Below are 16752 nucleotides of genomic sequence, written 5' to 3' on the forward strand. Positions count from 1 at the left end.
GTAGAGAGAGTCATGTAAGATATTGAGTTCGCACATCTTGTTTGTCTGATGTTATTGATTTTTGGTGAAACCATTTGGTCATATGACAAGGTGTGCATCTACCTTAAATTGATGATTTTTATCTAAATCATCAGGGGATTCCTCAGAACTACACAGGATTTAGCGTAGATGATAGTAAGGTAAGGAAGTCAGCAAAAGACTTTGGCCAACTGGTTAAACAGACACAAGCAGGGCGCTGTGATGTATTTTTAGCGCGCTATGAGATCCTTGCGGGGTTTAAAGCGGCGCAAGGCATTGATTACCTCGCTGACGGGATGCAAGTTGAGCCGATTCCCGGCAACATGGGTGATAAGTTCCATATGATGATTTCGCGTGAACACCCAGAGGCTAATGAGATAAAAGCAACTCTCGATGCGGGCGTCGAATCCATGCGCCAGTCTGGTGAATTGCAATCAATACTTGATAGTTACTTAAAATAAAATCTGGATAACTATTTAGAAAAGAAAAAAAGAGTTAGAAAAGAAAAAAGAAGGTGCAATTACACCTCTTTTTTTATTATCGCCTTTGATGATATCGCTAGGTTTTAAATTTCCCCATTTGCTCTTTGATGTCTTCACTGAGTGTCAGCACTCTATCGGTACGTGTGGCATTTTCTTGTTGCGCCTTCTGTAACCTGAGTAGTCGCTTCTGAAGCTTCGTTAATCGCCTGGCTGACTTCATCGATGGCCTGACGCTGCTCATCGGTTGCTTGCGAAATCTGGCCGCTTCGTTCAGAAATATCAGTGATGGTTTCGCGCACTTGGCTAACGGACTCTTGTGATTCTGATACGCGTCCCGCGGTGCTTTCTAGAATACTACTAATACGATTGATTTCTTTTTCAACCGACTCGGTTGCGCCACTCAGGGATTTAATATTGGACTGGATTTTTTCCGTCGATTCGCTGGTTTTCACTGATAAGCTGCGGACCTCATCGGCGACAACCGCAAACCCTCTCCCTTGTTCACCTGCTCGCGCCGCCTCAATCGCGGCATTCAACGCCAATAGGTTTGTTTGTTCTGAAATATCGTTGATCACGTTGACCACATCTGAAATTTTTTCACCTTCTGCCAACAGCTTGTGCATTTCAGTATTCACATTTTCCATTTCAGTGCGCATGTTAATAATTTCAGACGCTGAACTTTCAATAGTACCGTAGACTTGATTCACAAGGTCGGTTGCATTGGCAGCATGTGTCGCCGCATCATTCGCCGTATCAGCAACCGTTGCAATCGACTGGTTCATTTGTGTCGCGGCCGCGGCGACGGTAGAAAGGCTCTGTTTTTGCTGCTCTAAACGCTCGGCGTTGGTTCGTGCCATTTGCCCACTTTCTGCCGAGACGCTGGCGAGATTAATTGATGCCTGTGTCACCTCGTTGACGATCTCACGAAGCGAGGCGGTGAAGTGATTAATATGTTCGGTTATCTGAGCAAACTCTTTGTATTTAGGGGCGGGGATGACCTTAGAAAGATCACCATCGCCACTAGCCAAATCACGAACCCTGGCAGTGAGATCGTTGAGCGGTTTCACTACCGTTGCGGTGAGCGCCAGAATTAAGAACACAATAATCACGAGGTCGAGCACGACGAGTTCGATAAGACTTCTTGTCAGTGTGTCTGCTAACGCGGCTTCGAGTCGCTCAGTGTTGTAGAAGACTTGTAACGTGCCGACTTGATTGGTTTCTCCATATTCGGTGAACGATAGCTCATCTTCTTTCACCATCATCGACTCGTACATGGACTTTTCGCCATCGCCGATCGTTTTTGCTTGCCTTTCACCGTCTTCGCCATTCGCTTGACCAAGGCGCAAAAATACAATGGTTTCGCCTTGATTATCGAGCACTCTCATCGCCTTGATATCTGGCGCTTTGAGCTCGGCAGAAATGGATAGCCTCGCCGCTTCCAAATCAAAATCCCAAATCGCTTTTGGAAGACTGAGATTCATTCGGTTAGTGGCGTTAGCCACGGTGGTTTCAAGCGCGCTATTCAGTTCCTGTTTCGTGCTCTGGTAGTCAATATAACTTGATATACCTAACACGATAGAAACAGCAATAACCACTTGAGTGACAAATATTGCCTTAAGACTTTTAAACATAGCGCTACTCTTCCATTTGTTTTTGCCGTACGACCCAACACGATCGCTTTTGCTTTATAAGAGGCATTACTCGCCTAAACGTTCTTTCATTATCTGTTCCACATCAATTTTTTTAAGCCCTTGGTTAACAATATTGCGCCACTTTTGGCCCACATCATTGTTGGCAAATGCGATGTAGAGTTTTTTGTCGACAAGAAGCTTCTTGTTCATTTGCAGGTTCGCTTTTACTGGGCTGAGAGCAGGATCGTTCTCTTTAAGGTAATCCAGTACGTTAGCATCAACCACGGCGAGGGGGATGCGCTCTCGACCGACTTTTTGTAGATTTTGTGTATCGCTGGTGACGTCGGATGACTTTAGCGAGCCATTAGCAATAAGAGCATCTAATTCCGGCGTGTTAACGTAGCCACGGACGACACCAATGGTGTGAGATGCAAGATCGTCAAGCGTTGACCACTCGATAGGGCGATTAACGTTTTCAACAAAACCCAGTGGGCCGGAACCGATAGGATCAGAGAAAACAAGGTCATCCGTTTCGTAGCGATATTCTGGGAAATATCCTGCATATTTTGCATCGTTTTTGACTAGATAGACGGTGCGAGACCAAGGATAAAACTCAACCTTTAGCTCGTGGCCCATGACTTCGAACCGCGGCGCGTACCACAGCGACGGAGGCACCCTGGTCAGGGAGGTTTTTACCGGAGTAGGGGGGCCATTCAAGAGATGGTATGGTCAGTACATCCGCACGGGTCGGTGCCGCGATCAGTAATAGTGCTGATAAAATGAGTGTGAACAGATGCTTGAGCATAGCGCCTCCGGTTATTTATCTGCTCTTATAAGCGTAGACGAGATAAAAAATATGCGCGTCGTGATTTTTTCTACTCGTGATTGTTGTATGATTAATGTCTATAACGTTATGAAAGTTATAGTTTTATACGTAATCGTGACGTTTATGTTCACGCTTAACTCATGAAAGAAAGAGAAGAAATAGGTTTGGGCTGTCTACTTTGTTAGTAAATCCAGCATGTTGGATGGACAAAAAAGCCGCTGTAATGACAGCGGCGTGATAGCGGTTAATCGCGGACTAAACTTACGTTTGCGTAGTCTTGATACCCACGTAGCATGACGTGATATAGCACGCCTTGCTGCGCATTTATGGTGCAGTTTTCATTGTTGCCATAGTTGTAGGGGCGGCAATCCCAATCGCTCGTGGTTGGTTTGTTTCCGGCCTTTACATAGAGGTCTGCATCACCAGACCCTCCACTCATGCTGACGTTGACGCTACGGTTACTATCAACGGTAAATGTAAAGAATGTTTCGCTACCACTGCCACCGGATAATCCTGTAACCGGTTGGTTGGGCTGAAGTTCATTGTCAGTGTTATCGCCACAACTGGCGTCAACACCTACCGCATTAAAGGCGTCAATCACATCATTCTCGCTGTATGCCAGGTCTTTGGCTGCTTTGACGACGCCACAGGCACCTTGATCAAACGTACTACTCGCGGTCCAATACAATTGGTTAGCCGTGGTAAAGATCTCGAAACCTTTACGTACATCCCAATTCGCTTTGTTGGCCAGGAGATAAAAGGCACGGTTGTACACCCCGCTCGAGTGGTGAACATTCATTCCAGCTCGATATTGACTGGCGTCATCAATGGAATTTCCATCACGAGATGGCTGCTCAAAGTAACGTAGCCCTCCGGATCCTTTGAAGATATCGGCACCAACCAGCCAATCGACGTCACCATGCATGTAAAATTCAGCGGCTTCGCCAGCGATATCAGAGAAAGCTTCGTTTATCCCACCCGACATGTCAGCGTAAATTAGCCCTGAGTTTTGCTCGGTAAAGCCGTGGCTAACCTCGTGAGCACTCACGTTGATATCAACCAAGGGGTAGAAAGTATTCTGGCCATCGCCAAACGTCATCGAACGACCATTCCAGAATGCATTTTCGTAGTTATTACCGTAGTGCACCCGCATGGTAAGTTGAAAACTCAGCGGCGCGGTATTCATCCAGTCCTTGTACATGTCGAAGACGACATTCCCAAAATAGTGCGCATCATTAAGTGGCGAATAAGCACCATTGACAAATTTATGGTCGTTGTAGTTGCTAGCGTCTGTACAGGGATAGGAAAAAGCAGTGCTGCCGGACGTGCCATTATCCAAATCGACTGTTTTGACTTTGTCGTTCTCAAGCGTACAGGTTGTACCGACTTTATCGATCGAAAGGCCGTCATAGTCAGTGCCATATAAATATTGTCCGGTTTTCTCATTACCGCCTGGGCCGGTACCGACTGCCGAAGCATGGTTGATGCCGTCCCATTGTTTTAAGATCTCACCCGTGTCGGCGTCAATCATATAAAACGGTCGGGTTGGATCCTTGCCTGCCACAAAGAAATCAACGATATAGACGAGCTGGGCGTTCTGTTCAGTATCGAGCCTGACCACCAAACGGGTGTTTTCGTTTTCGAAAGACGCGGAAGTAAGCGTATGCTGGCTTTGCGTAAAATTGGCTTTGGCAGCGTCTAATGCTGATTGACTGTCGAGGGCGGGATACACCGTCATAATATCCGCCGCAACACCTTGGGCCATGGTGCCATATACATCACTACGCTGACCTTTTTTCTCGGTGGCAACGACTGCGGTATCAATGATCGGAACGCCTTGGTACGTTTGCTGGTAGCGGACTTTCACTTTGCCGTTTGGCAGAGTCACACGCTTTACCTCTTTAAATCCCAAAGGGTTGACCGATGAGCCAGCAGGCGCATAAACCCCCGTAGGTTGGTCGAGAACTTGACTGAGCATCGCGTCATCTGTGACGTTAATGAGTTCTGCGCTGAGTGCTGGTGTGCTCGCCAGGACACTTGAAGCGATAAGCCATGTCAATTTAGAAAGTTTCATTTTATTGCCCTAATTGTTGTTGAAAGATTCCTTTCTTCCCAACCGCACAATAGGAAGACGAACGTTTTGGTTCGCCCTTTTAACGTGACCTATCAACAGCCCTCTTTACAAGCTTGTTACAACTAGGCTTGTAAACAAAAAGTGACGTGATCGAGTTGTTTTAAATGAAATAGCGTAATAACTATGGCTATGACTCGTTTATTTTAAAGGGTTTCTGTTATTAATTAATTAGTGACCATAATTATTTACAGAATAAATAACTATCTAATTATGAGAGATTGGCCGCAAATTTAATGAATCGCGTTGCTGAGTGAAATAAAGACAAAGGTCACGATATAAGTGGCCTTTGTGTTATTAGGGAAGGTGAGACTTGCCTCATTTACTTTGATTACGGGTTAGTGATTCGTCGCCACAGACAGACTTTGCTGCTGGTTTGTGTGTTGGTTAGCCATGTGTAACGACAGTCGTCGTCGTAACTGTATCGGCCTGTTTGGACTCGATAGCTACCGATATTGGTATCTTGTAGTGATGTAAAGCGGCCATTTTTTAGTAAGGAAAAGTGTAAGTGTGGCCCGGTCGAAGAGCCTCCTTGGCACAAAGCGACAGACCGCTGACTGGCGTAGTTGCCAAGCTTGGTATTCTTATCCACCCACTGATTATTACTGACCTGAATCCCATCCATGTGGTAGTAATTGGTCGCCCACCCGTTGTCATTGGTAACTCGGACTTGGCAACGCGACATGACAGTGATGTATCCGTCGTGGGCTGCTGTTACGCTGTAGGTCGTTCCACCCCAACGTGGCCAGTCGTAAGATACGTCTATGGATGATAACGGAAAACCTGAGCCAGAATGTGCATGAGGTCCATTAGGGACCAGGAGTATCCTTGACGCCATGGCCATTGCATAAAGTCACGGGGTGGGGCTAATTGCTCAAAAGCTTGTGTTGGAGCAGGCTGGTTCAGGGGTTTTTGTTCCGCGAACCAGCGGGTGTAATGTGACATCCAGCGGCTCCAATCTGTTGGGACATTGAATGCGCTAATCAGTGTTTGAGTCGCATGCTCGGATGACGAGAGGGTGTTTGCATGAGGCTGATAAAGCCACGCAGAGAGAGACGAGGCGACTTGTTCGATATTCTGGAGCAGTTTGACTTCACTGATCCTATCAAGAGAATGGGTAGCCGTTATCAAAGAAGGATCATTCGTGACCAGAGTCGTAATGATAATGCGTGGATCGATACCCGATGCTCCACTCCAATGCATGATAGCCTCGCTGACCGGAGCCCAATGTGGCATTTCCCTCTGAATAAACGCATCGATATTGAAAGGCGTGTGGCGCGGCTGAAAGACTAAATCGCTCTCCGTGACCCATAGAGAAGGAACACCAGCTTCTTTGAGTACCTCGACGGGTTGCATTTGAGTGTGGCTGCTGACCAATGTATGGGCGTTGGCCGTACCTGCTACGACACAGAGTAAGGCGAGGTGAGATAGACGTATCATAGTTTACGCTCCCTTTGTTATCGCAAAAGATGTCATCTGCAAAAGAAAGCTTGGCACTAAATGTACAAAAAACCATACTTAATGGCTTAGTTGAGAGAGTGATGGAGGTGTCGGTGTAATAGCCATGCAATGACGTCAAAAAGATGTGAAGCCGGCCACGGGGTGACCTGCTAACTAGCCATCTGTCGTTGTTTATGGCGCTCGACGTTGATTGGATGAATGTGGCTTGACTGGCGGGGACGACGTCTCACTTGGCCAAAACAGAGAGGTTGGGCGTTGTTTTATTTGGTTGATAACGGCGGCGCGTACCGATGCTATATCCAGCTCACAGTTACGCGAGCGCAGTGCGACGAACAACGCTAGGCCGAAGCTCACCCACAGGTTGATAAAACCAATCATCAACACAAAAAACAAGCTGGTTAACACAGATAACCACGACTGGTAATCGCTGATATGCGCGTACGCTGCATGAGCTGAAGAGAAGGCGACATGGCGAATATCAATCGGTATATCAATGAGGTAGCCTAAATAGCTTGTCATGCCCAAAAGCACACCAAAAATAAAGTTACCGCCCAATGCGCCGTAGTTTTGATGAATATACAGCGCGATTCGCTCTCGCCGTTGAAGTGAAATGGTGCGAAACAGAGGATGGCCGATTAAACGATCTTTCAGCTCAATGTAATCAGCACGGTTATCAAGAATACCGGTGATAATACCAGACAAAAATAGCCACACCCCAGCGATACCCGCATAGAGCCAAGCCAAACCACTGAGTGGATGAATAGCAGCTTTTTGATACGATACTTGTTCGCTGCTCAGTAACGGAATGTCATGAAAATGGCTGAAAAGCAAGCTCACCAGTACACTCACGGTAATTGCCGCGGTGATATTTCCCCACACCGCAAACCACTGAGAGCGATTCACATTAATCAGTAGTCGCGCCAGCTTTTTACTGCGCGTGCGTCCTTGTTTGTTTTTTTCTACGTGCGCAGCAAAGTTTGCCGCGGTCATCGCCGGCTGCTTGGTGGCAATGGTAAAGTGCAAAATGTGCACTAACATAAAGCCGATGCCGTAGTTTAAACTGACCAGTAGTGCATTGTTTAATGGCGATAATTGCAGGGTTTCGATGTACATCTTTACCCATGCTAACAGGGCAATAATCATTCCAGCGCCGCAGGCACCGCGAAGAATTTTAACGTAATCCTTTTTGGTTTTGGCGATATAGTGCTCACCATGGTTGCTCTTATTTTGTGTCACGCTTTGCGCGAATATGCGCGTACTTTTACGATAAATCGCGCGCACACTGTTACGCTCAGTCACTGAGATCAGCAGTTGGCGCCATAGGTTTAAGACACAGCGTGCTTTTTGATGCGGATGCCGAAAGTCTAGAATTTGGATTAGCAAGACCATCCGGTTTAAGGTTTGATCCAGGCGCTCGAGCATGTGCGAGGCGTGAGCGGAGAAGCCCATTTGGTTTATACCACGGGCACGAATCCGCTTTACCTGCTGCTGGCACTGCTCAATCATTACCCAAAAATGCGCGGTTTCTTTTGGATCCGGTGTGCCGTTTTTAATCACATTGACGAGTTGGTGGGTTTCACGTTGCAGGGCAATGAACGGCGAGTCAACCTCGTTAAGGCGGCGATCAATGCGTAGCAGCTCTGGATCCAATTCTTCCGCGGCAATCCAGATAGATAGCATCTCTAACGAGTAACACAGCTCGCTTTTAATATAAGCACCTGTCGAGCGGATTGCCTCGGGGGCGGCACTTTTCACTAACAGGCGGTAGAGCTTAAACCAGCACTTATGAGAGATGGCTTTGACCCACGCTTTATCCTCCCCACCGACAAAGTAACTTAATAAGTCGTTGATATCGTTACAGCGCTTAGGCGGCGGATTGACTTTGTTATAAAGACGACGAAAAATGTCGGTAACAAGACCGTTTTTAGAAAAGATCCCTAACTGCACAAATGCGGGCGAGAGCTTTATCTTTTTTGCTTCATTGCAAACACTATTGGCAAATAGTGCGGCCTGAGAGGGGGAATTGGTTAATGCTAAGACAAGTTGCTCCAGACGCAATTCTGCCAGCTCTGGCTCACCTTCACGAAGATAAGTAAAGAATACATTAAGGCGCTCTGTGTCATTGGCACAGAGTGAAAAACCGTCTATCACTTTAAAGGCCGGTGTAATTGCAGGCATATATAAATTTTCTTATCAGTCGATAGTCAACGCGCGCGTAGTCTACAAGAGGGAGTGAATAGGGGGAAGCAAAAGCGTATCGAGATCACACTTAGCACCTTCTATCCTAGCGGTCTACCCCAGCGGCAGGTATTCATCGCGATGAGCCCCTGTTCCTCGCTCTGCATTGTTTAGCAAACTTAGATCTGTTTGTTGTGACTCAATTTCAGTTTTAGGGAAATATCTCTGGTTGTTAAGGCAGGCGACGCCTACGCTAATCCGACGGAAAATTATTTTCTGTGGCATCGTTTGCCTTGTCTAGAGTTTTACTGAATATGATGAATTTTACAAACCCGGTCGGTTCCGGAACATTATGGTTTCACAACCTGGCCACTGCAGAGGGAACACCGGTAGCCTATGACCCTCAGGCGCGCGCCTTTCTGCCTATGCCGCCATTTTGTGCCAACCGTGCCATTATTGGATGTAATTGGATAGCTCCCGAAGAGGGCGAGTTCTGTCGGGCCTGTGCGATGACGGCGCTCGCCCCAGATCCTAATATACCTAATGCCATTGATTACTGGGCTGAAACGGAAGCGGCCAAGCGCTGGGTCATTGATAACCTAGGGCGGTGGCATTGGTTTCGTCCGGAAGATCCGGGGACACGGCCTACCTTCCATATGCTCGCTGATGGTAATACGTTGGCGGCGATGGGGCATGGTGATGGCGTGGTGACAATGAGTGTTTCTGAAGCCGATCCCGTGGTGCGTATTTCTCGCCGAGAAGCGTTGGATGAACCATTTCGGACAATGATAGGCCATATGCGCCATGAAATTGCGCACATGCTTTGGTGGCGCTTAAGCCTTCGAGAGGACTTTCTTACCGCATTCCGTGAGATGTTTGGGGATGAACGTGTCAATTACACTGCCGCGTTGGAGCACCATTATCACCAAGGGCCTCCGGTGGGGTGGGAGCAGGCGTATATTACTTCTTATGCGTCGGCTCACCCTCATGAGGATTGGGCGGAAACCGCAGCCAGCTTATTACACCTGACTGATATCACTGACAGCTTTGTGGCTTCCGGGCTTGTGTCGCCCGAGATGCCTAGTCACGGCTGGGATCCTTATGCCGAGCCGGACACGGGACTCTTGGTTCATGTCGCCTCTACCATTGTCATGCGCATTAACCATATCAATCGATCTATGGGACTGTCAGATGTTTACCCCTACGTACTGTCTGAGGCGGCACACCGAAAGTTAGCATTTGTGCACGATTGGTTACGTCGTGGAGCTCAGGGACGATGAATAGAAACGAAGTCAAAGGTCTCTATGGTCACCAGCTTGGAATGGTGAATCTTACGGCCATGAATACCAATAAAAGGAGTTAAAAATATGGCGATTACGCCCGAATCAGAAATGTCTTCAGAGGTTTTGTCCTGGCGGGACCCCTCTATGGATTCTGTTAAAGGAACTGAAACCCCCAAAGATCCAAACAAAGGCTACATCGCATTGCTGGGATGGAGTGTCAACGCAATCAAGGCGGCTCAGAAATTTGATCGTCGCTATATCGTAGTTGCACCAGAGTGGGCGCGAGACTTCTGTACTGCGAACAATATCCCGTTTATGTCTTGGGATTTTCTCCGGCTTGATGACACCTCCATCGTGCTTGCTGAGAAGCTTAAGAAGGAAGGCGTCGATGTCGCGGTGCCATTGTTTGAAGAAACGGTTGAATGGTCCGGCGCCATCAACTCTGTGCTGCTTGATAATCCTCGGATGTACGGCCAATCGATTTTGTTCCGTGACAAGGCGTTGATGAAACGTCGTGCCCAGTTGGGTGGTATCCGTGTCGGCATCTTCGAAGAAGCGCACGAGAAAGAAGATATTGTGCGTTTTATGAAGCGTGTTAACCAGACATTACTCAAGCTTGACGGCGATCCAGACGATCCGATTCATGTCAAAGCGTTTGATAAAGCCGGCTGTCTGGGACATCGCATGCTGCGTACCGTTGACGAAATCGATACTATTCCGGCGGAAGAATACCCACTGTTAATGGAAAGCCATCTTGATGGATGGGAATTCGCCGTTGAAGCTGGATTCACGATGGCAAGATCACGTTTTTAAATATTTCGGAATACGTCACACTGGGTTACTCGGTGTTTGTGCCTGCGACAAAAGAACTTGAGAGCTGGCGAGAGGCGATTACCAAGCAAATTGAGTTATTGATTAAAACCTTTGATATCCAGTTCGGCCAGATTCACCCAGAGTACTTTGTGACCAGTGACGGCACCATGTACTTTGGTGAAGTCGCCTATCGCCCGCCTGGTTTTAAGGCGTTTGAATTGATCGAGCGAGCTTATGGCTTTAACGCTTATCAGGCGTCATTTTTAGTCTTTGATCCTAAGAGCACAAAAGCAGAAGTCGACGCTTTCTTCCCTCGCGAAGTTGTTGATGCAAAAGGATACGCGGGCTGTTTTGGTGTTTATCCTAAACGGCGTGTCGTCAGTCAGTTAGAGATGCCAAAAGAGTGTGTTGAACATCCTTACTTTGATTTCCATGAGCTTCAAGCGCCTGCTGAAGAGACGGTTCCGGAGCGAGATGCCTTTGGTACCCACTGGGGACTGGTCTTCTTCTTCGGGGATGATCCGATCAAAATGCGGGATCTATTGAAAGCCCAAGAAGACTTGGATTTCTACGTCTAGCACATCTTGGTAAAATCCTGTTTATCCCCCACGGCCTGGGCCAGAGACTGATCTGGGCCCAGGCTTTTTTGTCGGGGATTGCCTATGCGATACCGTGAGGGCTTAAACCAGCACCGCAAACGACTCATAAGGCGCCAGTATGTAGGTGCGGCTTAACTGTTTAACCGGATCCAGATTGTAGCTTAAACAAGTTAGTGCCTTATCGTGCCAGTGCGCGGGGAGAGTGATGGTTTGTTTTTGCTCGCTAAAGTTGCTGACCACCAAAACACGCTGGGTGTCGTCGAAACGCTCGTAAGCGATGACATCCGAATGATCTTCCGCCACAGGCGCAAATTGGCCGTATACGATCACTGGGTATTGTTTACGGAGCTTAATCAGCTCACGGTAGTGATAAAGCACCGAGCCACTATTTTCAGTTGCGCGTGCCACATTAATGGTTGGGTAGTTAGGATTAACCGGTAACCATGGCGTACCTTGGGTAAAGCCTGCCTGCGGGGCGTTCTCCCATTGCATCGGAGTGCGCGCGTTATCACGACTGTTTTGGTAAACCGCCTCCATCATGGTGTCTGGATCGACGCCTTCCGCGACGCGTAAATCGTAAAAATTGCGGGTTTCAATGTCTTGGTAATCGTCGATAGACGGAAAGGCGACATTGGTCATCGCAATTTCTTCCCCTTGATAGATATACGGCGTGCCCTTCATCAAGTGCAAAGTGGTGGCGAGCATTTTTGCTGAGCGTGTCCGGTATTCACCGTCATGACCAAACTTGGATACCGCGCGAGGTAAGTCATGGTTGTTCCAAAAGAGCGAGTTCCAACCGCTATCGGCCAGCTCTTGTTGCCATTTGAACAACACCTGTTTGAGTGCGGCGACATCGAGCGGCACGGGCTGCCATTTATCCCCGTCTTTCCAGGTTACGGTAATATGTTCAAATTGGAACACCATAGATAGCTCATTGCGTTCCGATGCGCTGTAAAGCTTGGCAATCTCGGGCGTTGCGCCCCATGTTTCGCCGACGGTGAGCAAGTCTTTGCCGCCAAACGTGGCATGATTCATCGCCTGTAGCAGCGGATGAAGGCGTGGTCCGTTGCCGGTAATGCCTCTATCGATTTCTTTGCCAATCAGATCAATCACATCGAGACGGAATCCGCCAATGCCTTTATCAATCCACCAGTTCATCATCTTAAACACGGCATCATGGACGGCTGGGTTTTCCCAATTCAGATCGGGCTGGCGTGTTGAGAACAAGTGAAAGTAATACTGCTCGGTCTTTGGCTCCCATTGCCATGCGCTGCCACCGAAAATTGAGCCTTGGTCATCCGGCGCACTGCCATCGGGTTTGGCATCGCGCCAAATGTAAAAGTCGCGATAAGGACTGTTTTTGTCTTTGAGCGCGGATTGGAACCAAGGGTGTTCGTCGGAGGTGTGGTTCACCACTAAATCCATCACGATTTTAATCCCGAGCGCGCCAGCTTTATCAATCAAACGCGTCATGTCTTCCATGGTGCCAAACTCAGGCGCAATCGCGCAGTAATCGGAAATGTCGTAGCCATTGTCATCCATCGGCGATTGGTACACCGGCGATAGCCATAACACATTGACCCCGAGCCAATGCAAGTAATCAAGTTTCTCGATAATTCCGTTAAGATCGCCAATGCCATCGCCATTGGTGTCGTAAAAACTGCGTGGGTAGATTTGATAAACAACGGCATCATGCCACCAAGCGTACTGCATACCCGTTACCTCTTTATTTTTCGATAAGTTTGAACCGCGGTTCAATGATGGGTATGAATGTATCTGCTCCTGACCAAGATGAAAAATAGATACCTGCTCCTTACCTATAGGTATTTAGCTATATCCATAAGTGATAATAGAGATTATCACGGACTATGATTGAAGCTAGTACATCTTTTAGACTATAGCTGTTAAAGCAAAAATGTGAGCGGTGATACGATGGATATAGAAAAAGCGGCTAGCTATTTTTTGGTCGTGGCCGAAAGTGGCAGCATTAAAGCGGCGGCGTTACAGCTTGGGATCAGCCAGCCTTCCTTGACTGCACAAATACAAAAACTAGAACAGCGTTTATCGAGCCCATTATTGGTGCGTCATCCGCGTGGTGTCAGCATGACGTCGGCGGGAAAACTTTATTATCAGCATGCAACGGCCCAACATGCTGCGCGCCAGCGATTGCAAGCACAGTTACATGCACTTCAGGCCAGAGAAGCTGGACAAGTCAAACTAGGGACGGGAGAGGCCTGGTGGCCATTATTTGTCGAATCAGCGGTGGTGGCCTATCAAGCGGAGCACCCGTGCTCGGTCCATATTGAATTTGGTAACCGGTTAGCCTTAATGTCATCGCTTTTGAATGGCGACATTGATGTCTTTATTGGCCATGAAATCAGTGAGCTCATAGCGACCAGTCAGGTGCGTTTTACGCCCCTGTTTCAAGATACAGAAGCCTGGTTTGCGCATCAGGATCATCCTTTATTCCGTCAAGATAAGCGTCACCGTCAGCAGGATCTGTCCGCATCTTTATGCAATTGGCCTTTGTTGCGTGTGACACCGGATCACCCTCGCCATGCGCATTTACTGTCTCGTCCTTTACCACCGTTGTTAAACCTTCACCCGCATGCCTTTGACCTTGATTCGCTCTCTGCCAGTGTTTCGTTGCTGCAACGTACACAAGCTGTGATGCCTTACACCGACAAAGCCGCGTCACTTCTCAGCGAAAAAGGCGTGAACATGCTTTGGCTTAACCAAGCAAAACGGGGCAATGTCGGTATTTACACCGCATTAGGGGCGACAAACGACAAGGTGGCACGTTTTGTCGCGCGTCTGATAAGAACTGGGGGTAACTGGATGGAGCCAAATGCGGGTTGACCACCTCCTACTCAGTACGGGGCAGCTTATTAACGAATAAAGTGCTAAACTAAAACGCCTTTGTTGCACACTGCCTGTGTCGTGGTGGCTGCGCACGTAGGGATTAGCCAGCCGACCCAGTAATCCAGTGGTAACATCGATGAAATCAATAGGTAGCGCCAATTACCAATTTGGCCATTGCGCTGCTAATTTGTGGCGCAAATCACATGCAATACCTTTTTTATCAAAGGAAAGATGATGGTAATACCAGAAAACAGCAGTATTGTTATTTTTGGTGCATCTGGCGATCTAACATTCCGCAAGCTGATCCCAGCCCTGTACCATTTGTATGCGAACAAACAGCTGCCTGCGTCTTTCGCAATTCTTGGCGCGAGCCGCACGTTCTACAATGACGAGTCGTTCCGCGACAAGCTCCGTGGTTCGATGCAAGAGCTTGAAGAAACCGATCCAGCCACGCTCGACGCCTTTATGACGCACGTGCATTATCAATCGTTCAATATCTCTGACACCCATGAATACGGTGCATTAACGGATCGTTTAGACGAATTGTCCGACCAATACGGGTTCACGCAGCGCAACACGCTTTTCTACCTCGCCACTCCGCCCAAGTTGTATAACTTTATACCAGCCTGTCTGGCGGCACATGGCCTCAATGATGAAAGCAACGGTTGGAAGCGCTTGGTGGTGGAAAAGCCATTTGGCTATGATCTTGCTTCAGCGCGTCAGCTAGATAAAGACATTCACGGGTACTTTGCCGAGCATCAGATTTACCGTATTGACCATTATCTGGGTAAAGAAACGGTTCAAAATCTGCTGGTTTTCCGTTTCTCGAATGCGATGTTCGAGCCGCTTTGGAACCGCAACTTTATTGACTACGTGGAAATCACGGGGGCTGAACACCTCGGGGTGGAAGGGCGCGGTGGTTACTACGATCAGTCTGGCGCGGTGCGCGATATGTTCCAAAATCACCTGTTGCAAGTGCTGTCATTGGTGGCGATGGAGCCACCGGCACAGATCAACGCTGATGCGATGCGCGATGAAGTGTTTAAAGCGTTGCAGTCACTCGAGCCGCTTTCTGACGATGACTTGCATAATAACTTGGTGCTGGGCCAGTACACGGAATCGCAAGTTGCGGGCAAAGCACTCCCTAGCTATCGCGACGAGCCGGGTGTAGCGGAAGACTCGCGCACAGAGACCTACATTGGTCTAAAAATGTTTATCAACAACTGGCGTTGGAACGGTGTGCCCTTTTATGTGCGCACCGGTAAACGGTTACCGACGCGCGTGACCGAAGTGGTGATCCACTTTAAACAAACGCCACATCCCGTCTTTGGTAAGAATGCGCCAGAGAACCGTTTGGTGATCCGTATTCAGCCGGACGAAGGCATTCAAATGAGCTTCGGTCTCAAAGAGCCGGGCGCAGGCTTTAACGCCAAAGCGGTCAATATGGACTTCCATTATACCTCGCTGGAAGAAACTCAGATGCTGACCGCCTATGAGCGTTTACTGCTTGATGCCTTGAAAGGCGATGCGACCTTGTTTGCCCGTAGTGACGCGGTGGAAGCTTGCTGGCAGTTTGTTGAGCCCATTCTCCAATACAAGGACAATGGCAAAGCCCTATATGGTTATGCCTGTGGCACTTGGGGGCCGAAAGAAGCCGATCACTTGCTGGCGCGAGACGACCATGCGTGGCGTTTCCCCTGCAAAAATCTCACAGACACGGAATACTGCGAACTATGATCAATGCCCGTATTTTTGATGACGCCGATGCGGTGGTCAATCACTTAGCTGACGCGATGCAAGCGCTTAGCGAACAAGGCCGACCGGTTCACGTCTCGTTGTCTGGTGGCAGCACACCCAAAATGTTGTTTAAGCGTTTAGCCAGTGACGACTACGCCACGGCGATTCAGTGGCAACATCTGCATTTTTGGTGGGGCGATGAGCGCTGTGTGGCACCGGATGATGCTGAGAGCAACTTTGGCGAAGCCGATAAGTTGCTGTTTAGCCAAATTCGTATCCCGGAAGAGAACATTCACCGCATTCGTGGCGAAGACGATCCGGATGTAGAAGCCGCACGCTTCAGTGCTGAAATGCAAGCGCTGATCCCAAGCGAAAACGGCACGCCCGTGTTTGATTGGATTTTGCTGGGTGTCGGCGGCGATGGCCATACCGCCTCGTTGTTCCCGCACGATCCTCAGTACGACAATACCGCCTTGGCGCTGATGGCTTCACATCCAGAATCTGGCCAAAAACGCGTATCAAAAACCGCCCGTGTTCTGCGCGCGGCGAAGAAAATCAGTTATCTGGTGTTGGGTGAAGGCAAGCAAGCGATCGTGCATGAAATTGCCACGCACGAGCCTACTCAACTGCCATATCCTGCCGCCAATATCCGTAGCGCGAAAGGCACCACGGAATGGGTACTCGATGCCGCGGCAGCAAAAAAATTACCAGAACAGAATTAATGGAGAGCA

At 48.5% G+C, this 16752-nt stretch carries 13 protein-coding genes and 1 pseudogene; 7 read left to right on the plus strand and 7 right to left on the minus strand.

Features of this window, described 5'->3' with window-relative positions; all coding sequences use genetic code 11:
• Window positions 1–314 precede the first annotated feature (314 nt).
• The gene (locus DZ54_RS27300; protein ID WP_164831541.1) at window positions 315–479 is read left to right on the plus strand and encodes a hypothetical protein; all 165 of its coding nucleotides are present in this window, start codon (window positions 315–317) and stop codon (window positions 477–479) included.
• A gap of 152 nt (window positions 480–631) precedes the next feature.
• Here DZ54_RS27300 and DZ54_RS18355 read toward each other — a convergent pair whose 3' ends face one another.
• The 6 genes and pseudogenes from DZ54_RS18355 to DZ54_RS0102345 all read right to left on the minus strand — a co-directional run bounded on the left by DZ54_RS18355 (window position 632) and on the right by DZ54_RS0102345 (window position 8727).
• Window positions 632–2131, minus strand: a complete 1500-nt coding sequence (locus DZ54_RS18355) for a methyl-accepting chemotaxis protein (protein WP_338053714.1) — start codon at window positions 2129–2131, stop codon at window positions 632–634.
• A gap of 66 nt (window positions 2132–2197) precedes the next feature.
• Window positions 2198–2936: pseudogene (locus DZ54_RS18360) on the minus strand (substrate-binding periplasmic protein).
• Window positions 2937–3201: 265 nt separating this feature from the next.
• The gene (locus DZ54_RS0102335) at window positions 3202–5031 is read right to left on the minus strand and encodes a M4 family metallopeptidase (RefSeq protein WP_025672965.1); all 1830 of its coding nucleotides are present in this window, start codon (window positions 5029–5031) and stop codon (window positions 3202–3204) included.
• Between the two features lie 388 nt (window positions 5032–5419).
• On the minus strand, window positions 5420–5773 hold the full coding sequence (locus tag DZ54_RS25750; RefSeq protein WP_420804827.1) for a M23 family metallopeptidase: 354 nt from the start codon (window positions 5771–5773) through the stop codon (window positions 5420–5422).
• A gap of 77 nt (window positions 5774–5850) precedes the next feature.
• Window positions 5851–6528, minus strand: coding sequence for a hypothetical protein (locus DZ54_RS26610; RefSeq protein ID WP_276201974.1), 678 nt, complete (start codon window positions 6526–6528; stop codon window positions 5851–5853).
• Window positions 6529–6720: 192 nt separating this feature from the next.
• Window positions 6721–8727 carry a hypothetical protein gene (locus DZ54_RS0102345; RefSeq protein ID WP_025672966.1) on the minus strand — a complete coding sequence of 669 codons (2007 nt, stop codon included), beginning with the start codon at window positions 8725–8727 and terminating at the stop codon, window positions 6721–6723.
• Between the two features lie 314 nt (window positions 8728–9041).
• Here DZ54_RS0102345 and DZ54_RS0102350 point away from each other — a divergent pair, with 314 nt between their 5' ends.
• From DZ54_RS0102350 to DZ54_RS25435, 3 genes are all read left to right on the plus strand, one after another.
• Window positions 9042–10007 (plus strand): zinc-binding metallopeptidase family protein, encoded by a 966-nt coding sequence (locus DZ54_RS0102350; RefSeq protein WP_025672967.1) that lies wholly within the window; start codon window positions 9042–9044, stop codon window positions 10005–10007.
• 147 nt (window positions 10008–10154) lie between these two features.
• On the plus strand, window positions 10155–10823 hold the full coding sequence (locus DZ54_RS25430; RefSeq protein WP_205619357.1) for an ATP-grasp domain-containing protein: 669 nt from the start codon (window positions 10155–10157) through the stop codon (window positions 10821–10823).
• A 38-nt stretch (window positions 10824–10861) separates the two neighbouring features.
• On the plus strand, window positions 10862–11401 hold the full coding sequence (locus DZ54_RS25435) for an ATP-grasp domain-containing protein (RefSeq protein ID WP_205619358.1): 540 nt from the start codon (window positions 10862–10864) through the stop codon (window positions 11399–11401).
• 102 nt (window positions 11402–11503) lie between these two features.
• On the opposite strand, the gene DZ54_RS0102360 is transcribed toward DZ54_RS25435, so the two are convergent.
• Window positions 11504–13135 (minus strand): glycoside hydrolase family 13 protein, encoded by a 1632-nt coding sequence (locus DZ54_RS0102360; RefSeq protein WP_025672968.1) that lies wholly within the window; start codon window positions 13133–13135, stop codon window positions 11504–11506.
• A 219-nt stretch (window positions 13136–13354) separates the two neighbouring features.
• On the opposite strand from DZ54_RS0102360, the gene DZ54_RS0102365 reads away from it, so the two are divergent.
• From DZ54_RS0102365 to pgl, 3 genes are all read left to right on the plus strand, one after another.
• A complete protein-coding gene (locus DZ54_RS0102365; RefSeq protein ID WP_128080434.1) occupies window positions 13355–14281 on the plus strand; it encodes a LysR family transcriptional regulator in 927 nt (308 codons plus the stop codon).
• Between the two features lie 237 nt (window positions 14282–14518).
• Window positions 14519–16021, plus strand: coding sequence for a glucose-6-phosphate dehydrogenase (gene zwf, locus DZ54_RS0102370; RefSeq protein WP_025672970.1), 1503 nt, complete (start codon window positions 14519–14521; stop codon window positions 16019–16021).
• Window positions 16018–16743 carry a 6-phosphogluconolactonase gene (pgl, locus tag DZ54_RS0102375; RefSeq protein ID WP_025672971.1) on the plus strand — a complete coding sequence of 242 codons (726 nt, stop codon included), beginning with the start codon at window positions 16018–16020 and terminating at the stop codon, window positions 16741–16743. Before zwf ends, pgl begins: the two co-directional genes overlap by 4 nt.
• The last annotated feature ends 9 nt before the right edge of the window (window positions 16744–16752 follow it).

It is taken from the genome of Salinivibrio socompensis S35 (genome assembly GCF_000513715.1).
Lineage (GTDB): Bacteria > Pseudomonadota > Gammaproteobacteria > Enterobacterales > Vibrionaceae > Salinivibrio > Salinivibrio socompensis.